Raw genomic sequence first — 11,445 nt, 5'->3', positions numbered from 1 at the left:
GAAATGCACTCAAGCTGCTGTAGAAGCCGCTAAAATTTTAAAGTTGCCGGTATGTACTTTGTTACCAGGTCCTCATAGTAAGGGCGCAGCGCTTTCCAGTCTGGTGGTGTTGGGTTTTTTGAGTACAGATCATAGGGGTTGAAAAGCTTCACCCACTTAAACATCTCCTGATCATGGCTGTCCATCAGATGTTCATATGCATTTTCCCGGTGTTGTGCATAAAACGAATGGTAGCGGAGCATATAGAGGCCTGGCTCCGGCAGGTGGTCCTTCATCATGTGGTATACATATTCATCGTGCCCCCATGACAGGTGCACGTTATGCAATCCGCAGTTTGGTGAGTAAATTCCGTACCTAGTGTTATAGCGGCTGTCCTGTGCATCGGGGTTGTTCTGAAAGAACTCCGGGAAAACGACCTTATCGGAATAGGCACAGCCCACCGGGAAGGTATCGCCCACCACAGCCCACTGAGGCTCCCCGAACAGGCACAGCACCTTGCCCATGTCGTGCAGCAAACCCACCAGCACCATCCAGTCCGGGTGACCGTCAGCGCGAATTGCTTCGGAGGTTTGCAGCAGGTGCTGCATCTGGTCCAGGTCTGTGTCAGGGTCCGAATCATCCACCAGTTGGTTCAGAAACTTGAATGCTTCCCAAACAGGCATTTCTTTCTTGTCAAAGCGAAGGAACTCCTTCTCCTTTCCCAGCACAAAATCATAGGTCTGGTACGTGTGGTTGAGGCGGTAAAACTCTTTTACTGTATCTCTGGCCGGTGTCTCGTAATTACGATACTCCTCTGTGGTTTTACCTTGTGTAATTGATTCTGGATCCGGATAGCGTTTGAGTAAGTCCTCTTCCCATTCATCCAGGTTCCCCAGTGGATTGCGAGCATCTTGATCAGTGGTTTTCATTAGCCTTATATCTATATGGTTTTCAGAAACTAAACACCTTAGTTTCTTCAATTTGAGATTTTTAATATTCATAACCTCCCAAATGGCGAACTTTAACTGCGCAAACGTTTGCGTAATTGGCTCTGTTTGCTTAATATCCACTTGCATATTTAAATTTCTTGTATGGAAAAGGTCAATATAAAGTATCTGGCAGAGGAGTTGAATCTTTCAATCTCTACTGTGTCAAGGGCACTCCGGGATAGCTATGAAATTAGTACAGAGACCAAAAAGCGGGTGGTGGAATTGGCAAAGAAGTTGGATTATGTGCCAAATTACCACGCCAGCAGCCTGAGAAGTAAAAAAAGCAACATGATAGCTGTTGTCATTCCCGAAGTAGCAGACAGCTTTTTTGCACAGGCAATCAATGGGATAGAGTCAGTAGCACAGGAAAATGGTTATCATGTACTGATTTACCTGACACATGAAAGCCTCCTGCAGGAACAGGCTTTACTTAAAGACTTGCAGAGCGGATGGGTTGCCGGGGTTTTGATGTCTGTTTCCTCTGAGACTGAACAGGTTGCTCATATCGAGGAGTTACTTGCGAAGGGAATACCACTTGTTTTTTTCGACAGACCCTGTGACAAGATAGAAACTGCCAAAATAACGACCGATGATTGGGAAAGCAGCTACAAGGCAACACAACACCTCATTGAGCGTGGCTGTAAAAAGATAGCCTTGCTATCTGTTTCCGATTCTTTATCAATCAGCACCGAAAGAATGGCTGGTTACAGACAGGCGCTGGTGGATTATGCCCAGCCCTTTGAGCCCTCCAATAATGTGCTTTGCACAAACTGTGAGGAGCAGAATATGCAGCTTATCATCAACCTGCTGAAGGATGAAGATCGCCCTGATGCTATACTTGCTACTGTAGAGAAGCTAACCACAAGCGTATATCTTGCCTGTAAGAAACTGCAGTTGTCTATCCCCAATGATGTTAAAGTCATCAGCTTCTCTAATCTGCAATCGGCCTTGCTGCTGAACCCATCGCTTACCACCATCACGCAGCCTGCTTTTGAAATGGGCAGAACTGCTGCGTCCCTTATCTTTAAATCTTTAAAGAACAAGCACTTTAACCTGAAAGCGGGAAGCGTTGTTATTCCATCGACACTTGAAATCAGAGATTCCACTTTTACAGAAGTGACACCAGTCATTTCCAACCCGCTGAATGCTCCACTAGCCCATGTCTAGGTAAAGATAGCCTGCGTGTCAGCGTATGAGTTTTAGGCTTAGAGGCTTCTCTGCCGGTATAGTGCTGTAGCGTATTGCTGCGCCTGCTACTTTGATAACCCAGACGGGCGGTTGACCGCCTTCGCTGCCCACTTCTTATCCGGCTCATCCTGCAGGTAAATCTCCAGCTTCTCGCCTTTCAACAGGTCTGCGTGCTTGATAAAACTGTTGTTATAGGCTTTGCCATTATACTTTACAGCATGAATGTAAGAAGACTGGCTGCTCTTTTTATGGGTAACTATCTCCATGCTTTTGTCTGCTGCTACCTGAATAGTAACCTGTTCAAAGAGAGGGGAGGTCAGAAGATACTCGCCCGACACCGGGTCAACCGGGTAAAGGCCTATTGCTGCCAGCACATACCAGGCCGACATCTGCCCGGCATCGTCATTCCCACTTAATCCGCCAGGGCCATCGGTATACTCTTCAACTAAAATTTTTTTTACTTCCCGTTGCGTCTTCCAGGGAGAGGCGGTATAATTATAGAGGAACGGAATCTGGTGCCCCGGCTCATTGCCGTGCCAGTATTCCCCTTTCATAAAAATGCTGTCCAGTGCGTTCTCCAGTTGCTTTGTCCCCCCCATCAGCTTCGCAAGCCCAGGGATATCCTGCGGCACATAAAAAGTATATTGCCGAGGTGTGCCCTCTGTAATAAAAGGCAGCTTCTTGTCAGCATGATAAGATGCATACCAGGAGCCGTCAGCATATCTGCCATTCATTAAACCCTTGGAACGGTCGAACACATGGCGGTAGTTCAGGGCACGCTGCCGGAGTTGCTTGCTGTCCTGCTCCTTGCCTAAAGCCTCTGCCACCATGGCCAGCGCATAGTCGTCGAAGGCATACTCCAGTGTTCGGGATACCTGCTCTTTTTTATGAAACGCCTCCTGCACGCTGTCCTCCATCGGCACGTAATTATACTTCAGGTAAGACGCTAAGGCCCTTCTCCCCTTTCCGTCTACATACTCCTCCCAGCCAGGCGTGTCGAAAGCATTCTGACGCATTAAGGCGTATGCCTGCTCCACATCATAGTCTCTGATTCCCTTCAGATAAGCGGAGGCAATAAAGGCTGTACCATGGTCTCCGATCATGGCTCCGGTGTAGCTATTCCAGCAGGGGAAAATCGGAAGCCACTTGCCCTGCTGCCCTTTCAGGATAAAGGAACTGACAAAATCATTCACCAGGTCTGGCTGAATCATCTCCAATAAAGGTAACTGTGCCCGGTAGGTATCCCACATAGAGAAGTCATCATAGTAATTGCCCCCGGTAAGCTGTGCCAGCTCATACTGATGCGCAAACTTCGGGTAAGTGCCATCCGCGTCGTTGAACAGGCGCGGGTGCTGCATGCTGTGGTAGAGCGCTGTGTAGAAGATGCTTTTGTCTTTTTCCGCACCGCCTTTTACCTGTATGCGCTGCAGCGCCTTTTGCCAGGCCTGCGCCGACCGACTTCGAACCTGCTCGAAACTCCATGCCGGGATTTCCGCCTCCAGGTTTTTACGTGCCGCTGCTATACTACTGAAAGAGGTGCCAACCCGGAGCTTTACCTGCTCTCCCTTCTTCAGGTTAAAACCAATGAAAGCCCCAAGGTTTTCCCTGTTGCTCAGGCTATCGCTCTGTAAAACCTCATTGCCGCTGAAGGTCCCTTTGCGGCTGAAGTCCCTGTCTACCTGAATCACAAAATAGCCACTGAAGCCAGCTGGCTCTCCCCATCCCTGGTAGATGCGAAAAGCAGGGTTATAGCCTACAATCTCTTTCCTTGCCTGGTCTATCTGCACAAAGCCTTTCTGCTCGTCGCTGTTTGGCATCACTAGCAGAAACAGGCTGTCTGCTGTGTTCATGGTAAACTGCAGCATGCTGCTGCGGGCTAAAGCAGTCAGTTCTGCTGTCAGGCCATAGTGCTCCAGGTTGAGCCGGTAGTAATCAGAAGCCGCTGTTTCCTGCCCATGTGAAAAAGGAGCGGCAAAATCCGCTGCTTTGGTTCGGAGCTTACCTGTAATGGGCATTACCGTCACGCTGCCATAGTCCTGGGTACAGGAACCGCTGATCCAGTGCGTTCCTCTGAATCCGCTCAGCTTCTGGTCTTTATAGTAATAGGGCGCGACGCACTTCTCCTCGGTGGTGCGGGTCTGCGGTGTCCATTGGGTCATGCCGAAAGGCACCCCTACGGCCGGAATGGTGTTGGCAAGGTGCTCTGTTCCTTCCCCGTGCTTCAAAGCTGCTGTCGTCGTGCTGTTGGCTGTGCCTACCAGAGGCTGCACATACTGTAGTAGCTTGTTGCTGTCCTGGGCCAGTAAGGTCACAGGGAACATGCAGCAGCAAAGGATATAGATAAATCGCATAAGGTTCAGTAGTTTAAAGAAAGCTTCAAGTGGCAGTAGGAAAGCATTATAAGTTAATCATTTAACCTTCCCTTTACAAGACTTGAGCTGGCCCCGTACTTATGGCCAAAAAGGAGTAATGTATGATGTAAAGGCAGCTGCCATGCCGAAGTATTGCTTTAGATTGATCAAAGAGTAGTCTTGTATCTTACTTCCAGAAGAAATAATACAGGGCACCGATGATGGCGACGATACCCGTGGCAGCTATGTTAAAAGGAGCACCCGTTTTGAACAGCACCGGATCAGAAACAATTGCTTTTTTATCTGCAGTATCCATTCTTGTGTTTGTGAAAAGTATAATGCCCAGCATCAGGAAGGTGGCCGATAAAGTATAAATTGACTCCAACCCCAGGTAATCGTACCTGTCAGCGTAAAGTACGCCAATGATCAGGCAAATCAGGCTCAGGATGAAAAAGATGTAACTGGTTGTAAGGAGATACCTGTACCTTCTGCCCTCCGGCTTTGGCATTACCACCTTTGTACCTTTCTCTGTAAAGCTGATGACAGAAGCCAGCACACACAGGAAGATAAACACATACCCGATGCGTAAGATAAAGGGCATTTCCGGATACAGCACTTTAATGATTATCCCGGCAGGAATGGTAACAATGGCTGTCCACAAAGCGGCATTTGGTGTCATTTGCTTCCAGAACAGCCCCATGGCAAACACGACGATGGTGCCCGGATAAATATACCCCGTATACTCCTGGATATACTGGTACACCTGATCCAGTGTCTGTAGCTGAGGAGCTACTGTGGCGGCTATGGTCAGCGCCAGGATGGCTGTAATCCTTCCAACACGCACCAACTCATTACCGGTTGCGTCAGGATTAAAATAGGACCTGTAAATATCCATCGTGAAAATGGTGGAGGTACTGTTTATGATGGAGGCCAGCGACGAAACTACTGCAGCAGCCAATGCTGCAAATGCCAGACCCCTGGCTCCTGACGGCACAAAGTTACTCAACAGCCAGGGGTATGCTTCATCTGATTTTCTGATCGTACCGATAACGGATAAGGGCTTGCCTAAAATAGCAGAAAGTTCTTCCGGGCTATAGTCGTTAAAAAGAACATAGGCGGTAATACCAGGTATAACCACTATGAGGGGAATCAGGATCTTCAGATAACCTGCGAAAAGGAGGCCGCGTTTGGCTTCGTTTAAACTTTTTGCGGCTAATCCTTTTTGAATGATAAATTGATTGAATCCCCAGTAACCGAGGTTGGTCAACCACATACTGCCAAGTATAACGGCCAGGCCAGGCAAATCCTGAAAAGCGTCTCTTGTGCCACCGGCACCATCCGGTACTTCAATTTGTCCCCGCGGTATGACCACCACAAAATGTTCTCTTGCCTTTTCGTAAATATTGGCAAAACCAGCAAAGATGCCGTCTCCACCACCCACCACATCCAATGCGATGAAAGTGGTGATAAGCCCGCCACCCACTAAGAAAATCACCTGCACCACATCCGTCCAGGCTACGGCTTCCATACCACCATAAATGGAGTAGACACCAGAAAACAGCAACAATCCAACAATGCCATAGACAAGCGGCACATCCATGATCTTTTCCAGTGCCAGCGCACCCAGATAACTCACAGATGTCAGGTTCACAAATACATATACCAACAGCCAGAAAATGGCAAAAGCTGTACTTACCCCCCTGTTATACCGCAGTTTAAGGAACTGAGGCATCGTATAAACACCTTTATCAATAAAAACAGGCAGGAAGTACTTTGCTACAATAATGAGTGCGATAGCTGCAATCCACTCATAGGCTGCTATGCCAAGTCCAATGGCAAACCCTGAGCCCGACATGGCAATAAAGTGTTCTGCAGAAATGTTCGCGGCAATCAGAGAGGCTCCTATTGCCCACCAGGTTAAGGATTTATCTGCCAAAAAATACTCTTGTGCCGTCTTCTGCTTTCCCTTTTTAGTTCTGGATACCCATAGTCCGATAGCGACAATTACAAAGGCATATAAGACAAAAATGATGTAATCAAGAGTAGAAAATACAGACATGAGGTAGTAGGAGCTTAGTTGTTTGAAAAAGGAGTTTGAATTCTGCTTTTGGTTCGAGGTGTTGTCGTGTATTTTTACTTGTAGAGAAGCAGTGGGCTATTCATAACACCTTTATTATTTATTGGTCTAATTATTTATTGGTCTAAACTTATACGCTTCTGTTTAAATGCTCTTCTGGCAGCATTACCCTTGTAAATACCAGCTGCTCACCTGCTTTTTTATAAAGCTAGTGATTTGCTTCCTGCCCTACTATGGCGCTGCCCGCCTGGTGCTCCATCATGCTTCAACTGTTGCTATAAAACTACTTTATTTGTTCCTTCTTTTAGTCTCAGTTCTTTTAGTCTCAGTAAGAATAAATCATCATTAAGAATGATATATAGCTTTAACATATATAAATTGTGAGTTAATGATTTTTTATTATTTAAACTATCTTATGCATTTAAATACCATAGACTTTCTACGGAAACGTTTTCACAAATAAGCTGTAATTAAACCTGCTCTAATGAGTGCGGAAGCAGCCATACCGTCCTGCCTGGGGTTGTGATACTTGCTGCTTCCTTCGCGGGCATAGTTGTAGCCCATTTTCTTTAACAAGACTTTCGACCAATAGTCTACCCTATTACTTGGGTAGATGAAAGAGATGGGTTTGAGAATTCCATATTCCCTGCACTTCGCTTCATATAGCTGACGTCCTGACATCCACTCCTAAAATATTGCATTTTCAGGCTCTCTCAAATCCTTTTATCCTTCGCCTCCTTATCAAAATTCACCAGGTTTAACATCTCCCGCATCCTCGACCTTACCCGCTTTCCGTAGGCTCTCTCTAACTCGGAGCTGTCCAGGTTGGTAGTCAGGTGCGTCTTCACGCCCCACAGAACGAACTGGTCGTATCGGCTCAGGAGAATCTCCCCCATCACATTGCAGGTGTTGCCGTAGTGCTTCCCGCTGCTCTCCGTCCCCAGGTCATCAAAGAGGTAGGCGCTTGCCTTCAGGAGCGAGCCTGGAGGAGGGTTGCTGTAGCGCTGGATGACCTCGTAGCCCTCCCTGTGGAAATCAAAGCTCACCTCCCGGCAGGACTTGACCCGGTAGCGCTCCTGCGGGGGAAGGAAGAGGCGCAGCAGCGTCATCAGGCTGGTTTTACCACAGCCGATGGGCCCCGAGAGCAGGATGCCTTTTCGCAGGCTCAGCCCCTGCCGCTCCGCACCTTCCCTGCCCCCCGACACGTAGGCCAGCAGCTTTTCCAGGAGCGGGTAGTCCTCTTCGTACAGCCGGAAGTGCTCCCCGTACAGTTCCTTGCCCTTCCGCTCCAGGAAGGCCAGCCGCTGCGCAAAAACCAGCGACTGTTTATCCCTTTCCTGCTGCTCCTGCTCCATCACCTCAAAGGGGCTCGCTATAGTTTTTCCCGTCTCTGCCATACCCTGGCGCTGTGTCTGCCGCTTGATTTTCCTGATGCCCTCCATCGTCATTTTGGTTTATCCCGTTGATAACCCATTTGCGGGCCGCTGCCTGCCAGTCCTGTATGGGCGTCCTGCCCAATTGCCAGCCGTTGGCGCTGTAGTGGTGGAAGAAGCGGAACGCCTCCACCTCCTGGCAGTCCTCCGAGCGGAAGAAAGCCCGCACCGCCTCCAGCTCGGGCGTTCCCTTCAGTGCCGCTTTCTTTTCTTTTTCGGCGCAACCTTTTTCTTTTCTTTGCTCCTTTCCGACTCCCACCTGTTCATTTTCTGAACTAGTTGTAAGCATGTGTGCTTCTCTTTTGTTTAAACTGTTTATAAAGTTTATTTTGTTTATACTGTTTATAGAAGGGCCTACCTCCTCTCCACCCCCCGCACAGCCAGAGTTCACTATTGGTTCAGCCCCGGCACAAAAAGTGGTCGGGTTAGCTGTACAATTCCTGTCCTGCTCTCCCCCGAAGTCCAGCATGTAGACCAGGCTGCCCCGGAAGTGGTTGTAGGAGGGGTCGTAGTGGAGGTAGCCCCAGGCGTGCAGCTCCTTGATGCAGCGGTGGTAGGTGACGCGGGAGCTGATGCGAGAGATTTCCATCAGCTCGGCGCGGGACACGGAGAGGGGGTTGCGGAACCTGCACAGGTTCCACTGCAGGAACAGGGCCATGTACAGGCTCACGTGCGTGGGGTTGAGGCGGTAGTCGCGGGAGACTCTCTGGAAGAAGCCGGACAGGTGGGCGATGTAGTTCATGGCCGTGCCTCCTTTCCCTCCAGTAGCCGCTCAATGTCCTCGGAGCGGTAGTAAATCGTGCCGCCAATCCTGGTGAAAGGCAGCGTGCCGTTGATGCGCAGCGTCTGCAGCGTGGCCGGTGATATCTGGAGCAGCTTCCGTACCTGCGCTGACTTGAGCACCAGCTTGGGTGCCTGCGGCTGCCGCTTGCTGAGAAGCTGCCGCAGGTCCTCGAGCAGCTGCCTGCGAAAACACTGCAGGTCTTCCTTGGTGATGATTTCCACTGACATAGTTTTGAAGTTTTTGGTTAGGCTCCAAAGTATCATAGTTCTTGCCACAGGTTTTCACAAGGCAAACCGTAGGGGGGAAAACTTTTTAGCTAAAAAGTCCGCCTGGAAAGCAGCTCCAATCATCTCACGTACATGCGCAGGCGCACACAAAACCCGCTTCAGGAGCCAAAGCACCAGCGAGAAGCACGCGCGAGCCTACTTTAAAGGATACAAAAAATCTTTCCCCACTACGGAAGAACTTGTGAAAAAGGGAAATGCCTTCCCGCAATCTTCGGCCACCAAACCCAGACATTGATGGCAAAGAAGCGACTTACACTTCAGAGAGAAACAGCCGTGCGAAAGGAACACATGCCGTATCAACATGCTTTCTGTCTCTACCTTTGGCTACAGGTTGGGCAAAGCAAAGCCAGCCACTTCCAAGGCCCATTACCAGGACTGCCATGTTAGTAGTTCTGCACCCATCACCCCAGCTGAAACCGCTACAAGGCCCTCAGGCCAAGGCACGAACAGGCCTTCTTCCCTTTACTGCACTTAAAGCTTTTTAACAGGTATAGCGATGAAACCGAAGACGAGACAAAGGCGCTTTACACTTCCTGTGAAGGGAGTAGCAAGATGTATTTTTGTATACAAAAACCTCTCGCGCCTCCTTCCCTCCGGGTCAGTTGCAGCTTTCGGCCGCCTCGGAACTCGGGGCCTTTTTTCTCCAAACCAGATGAAGCGCCATGGCGAGAAAGAAAGCTAAAACGGAGGAAATGCTCCTCTCCCAGCCTATCATCTTTCGGGTGACTGAGGAAGAGTACAAGCGCCTGGAGGGTATGCGGGCAAAGAGCGACTGCCACTCTATCGGGGAGGTGATACGGCGCGTGCTTGCAGGAAAGCCAATCAAGCTATTCCACAAGGACGCTTCCCTGGACGGGATAACAGAGGAGCTGGCCAGCGTGCGGGAGGATCTGCGGGCCATCGGCGTGAACATCAACCAGATCACGCGCCACTTCAACGCCAGCACCGGCTCACAGAGGCGGGTGCTGCTAGCCTACCAGGCGCTCGAGCAGTACCGGAAGGTGGAGCAAAAGGTGAACCTCGTGCTCTCGCTCATCTCTCAGCTGGCCAGGAGATGGTAGCCAGGATCATCACCGGAAAGAACATGAGAGGCGCCCTCTGCTACAACGAGCACAAGGTGCAGGAGGGAAAGGCGGAGCTGCTCCTGGCCCACCGCTTCCTGCAGGAGCCTCACATGCTGCGCTTCCGGGAGAAGCTGGCCCGCTTTGATGTGCTGCTGGAGAAAAGTCCGCAGGTGAGGACGAATACGGTGCACATCTCCCTCAACTTCGCCATGGGAGAGGCGCTGGAAACGGAGAAGCTGCAGCGCATCGCCGCCGACTATATGGAAAGGATTGGCTTTGGCGGTCAGCCTTACCTGGTCTACCGCCACCTGGACGCGGCGCACCCGCACCTCCACCTCGTCACCACCAATATCCAGGCAGACGGCAAGCGGATAGACCTGCATAACATCGGCCGGGAAAAATCAGAGCCTGCCCGCAAGGCAATAGAGCTGGAGTACGGACTGGTGCAGGCAGAGGCACAAAGAAAAACAGCGGCGCTGCCCCTTCAACCCGCTATCCTGGAGCCGGCTCTGTACGGGAAGTCTGAGACAAAGCGCACCGTCTCCAATGTCGTCACTGCCGTCACCCGCGGCTACAACTACACCTCCCTGGCGGAGCTCAACGCGGTACTGCGGGCATTCAACGTGACAGCGGACCCGGGGAAAGAAAACTCGCCGATGCACCGCAAGGGCGGGCTGGTCTACAGCATCCTTGACGCGCAGGGACAAAAGGCAGGTGTGCCGATAAAAGCCAGCGCTATTCCCGGAAAGCCGACGCTGGCAAACCTGGAAAAGCGGTTCGGGCAGAACAGGCAACATCGGAAACTATACCGGGAAGCGCTGAAGAAAAGCATTGACAGCATTTTTAACTCGACACCACCTCTCGATAGAGTGAGGTTTGTACAGTTACTGCAAAAAGAAAACATCCAGGTGCTCTTCCGCGAGAGCGCCCTGGGGATGAATTACGGGGTGACCTTCATTGACCACCGGCGCAGGGCAGTCTTCAACGGCAGCGAGCTGGGCAAAGCCTACGGTGCCAAAGCGCTCATGGAGCGCCTCTCCGGAGGTAAAGAAACAAGCACAGCAGAAAAGCAGCACCTGGAGATGCCAACGCGTCAGCATACTTCCCCACGAGCGCCTTTGCCTGAACCTGCACTGCCTGCTGCCTCCAGTACCGACGCCCTGGACATCGTGCAGGACCTGCTGAAAGCTGAGCAGCAGGGGGATTACCTCCCCCACGCGCTGAAGGCAAGAAAGAAGATGCGAAAGAGAAGACCCAGACTGTAAACAATAGTTAATTCTAAACTTCGGAGAA

General features: G+C 50.4%; 10 protein-coding genes. 3 read left to right on the top strand and 7 right to left on the bottom strand.

Annotated features, from left to right (window positions below; translation table 11 throughout):
• Positions 1-29: 29 nt before the first annotated feature.
• Positions 30-908 (bottom strand): inositol oxygenase family protein, encoded by an 879-nt coding sequence (locus tag E1919_RS17540; protein WP_162054713.1) that lies wholly within the window; start codon positions 906-908, stop codon positions 30-32.
• Positions 909-1,070: 162 nt separating this feature from the next.
• On the opposite strand from E1919_RS17540, the gene E1919_RS17535 reads away from it, so the two are divergent.
• Entirely contained in the window at positions 1,071-2,135 is a 1,065-nt protein-coding gene (locus E1919_RS17535; protein WP_162054712.1) for a LacI family DNA-binding transcriptional regulator, read from the top strand.
• 86 nt (positions 2,136-2,221) lie between these two features.
• On the opposite strand, the gene E1919_RS17530 is transcribed toward E1919_RS17535, so the two are convergent.
• The 6 genes from E1919_RS17530 to E1919_RS17505 all read right to left on the bottom strand — a co-directional run bounded on the left by E1919_RS17530 (position 2,222) and on the right by E1919_RS17505 (position 9,028).
• Positions 2,222-4,516 carry a GH92 family glycosyl hydrolase gene (locus E1919_RS17530; protein ID WP_262888733.1) on the bottom strand — a complete coding sequence of 765 codons (2,295 nt, stop codon included), beginning with the start codon at positions 4,514-4,516 and terminating at the stop codon, positions 2,222-2,224.
• A 178-nt stretch (positions 4,517-4,694) separates the two neighbouring features.
• Positions 4,695-6,566 (bottom strand): sodium:solute symporter family transporter, encoded by a 1,872-nt coding sequence (locus tag E1919_RS17525; protein ID WP_162054710.1) that lies wholly within the window; start codon positions 6,564-6,566, stop codon positions 4,695-4,697.
• Between the two features lie 471 nt (positions 6,567-7,037).
• Positions 7,038-7,265, bottom strand: a complete 228-nt coding sequence (locus E1919_RS17520) for a hypothetical protein (RefSeq protein ID WP_162054709.1) — start codon at positions 7,263-7,265, stop codon at positions 7,038-7,040.
• A 32-nt stretch (positions 7,266-7,297) separates the two neighbouring features.
• Positions 7,298-7,981 (bottom strand): P-loop NTPase family protein, encoded by a 684-nt coding sequence (locus E1919_RS17515; protein WP_237144580.1) that lies wholly within the window; start codon positions 7,979-7,981, stop codon positions 7,298-7,300.
• The gene (locus E1919_RS17510; protein WP_162054708.1) at positions 7,944-8,759 is read right to left on the bottom strand and encodes a transcriptional regulator; all 816 of its coding nucleotides are present in this window, start codon (positions 8,757-8,759) and stop codon (positions 7,944-7,946) included. Before E1919_RS17510 ends, E1919_RS17515 begins: the two co-directional genes overlap by 38 nt.
• Positions 8,756-9,028, bottom strand: coding sequence for a helix-turn-helix domain-containing protein (locus E1919_RS17505; RefSeq protein WP_162054707.1), 273 nt, complete (start codon positions 9,026-9,028; stop codon positions 8,756-8,758). The genes E1919_RS17510 and E1919_RS17505 overlap by 4 nt, the downstream gene beginning before the upstream one ends.
• Positions 9,029-9,750: 722 nt before the next feature.
• On the opposite strand from E1919_RS17505, the gene E1919_RS17500 reads away from it, so the two are divergent.
• Positions 9,751-10,149 (top strand): plasmid mobilization protein, encoded by a 399-nt coding sequence (locus E1919_RS17500; RefSeq protein ID WP_162054706.1) that lies wholly within the window; start codon positions 9,751-9,753, stop codon positions 10,147-10,149.
• Positions 10,143-11,417, top strand: a complete 1,275-nt coding sequence (locus tag E1919_RS17495; RefSeq protein ID WP_162054705.1) for a relaxase/mobilization nuclease domain-containing protein — start codon at positions 10,143-10,145, stop codon at positions 11,415-11,417. Before E1919_RS17500 ends, E1919_RS17495 begins: the two co-directional genes overlap by 7 nt.
• The last annotated feature ends 28 nt before the right edge of the window (positions 11,418-11,445 follow it).

Source organism: Pontibacter pamirensis (genome assembly GCF_010015475.1).
In the GTDB taxonomy this organism is placed as follows: Bacteria; Bacteroidota; Bacteroidia; order Cytophagales; family Hymenobacteraceae; genus Pontibacter; species Pontibacter pamirensis.
This window is presented reverse-complemented; position numbering and strand designations above follow the sequence as displayed.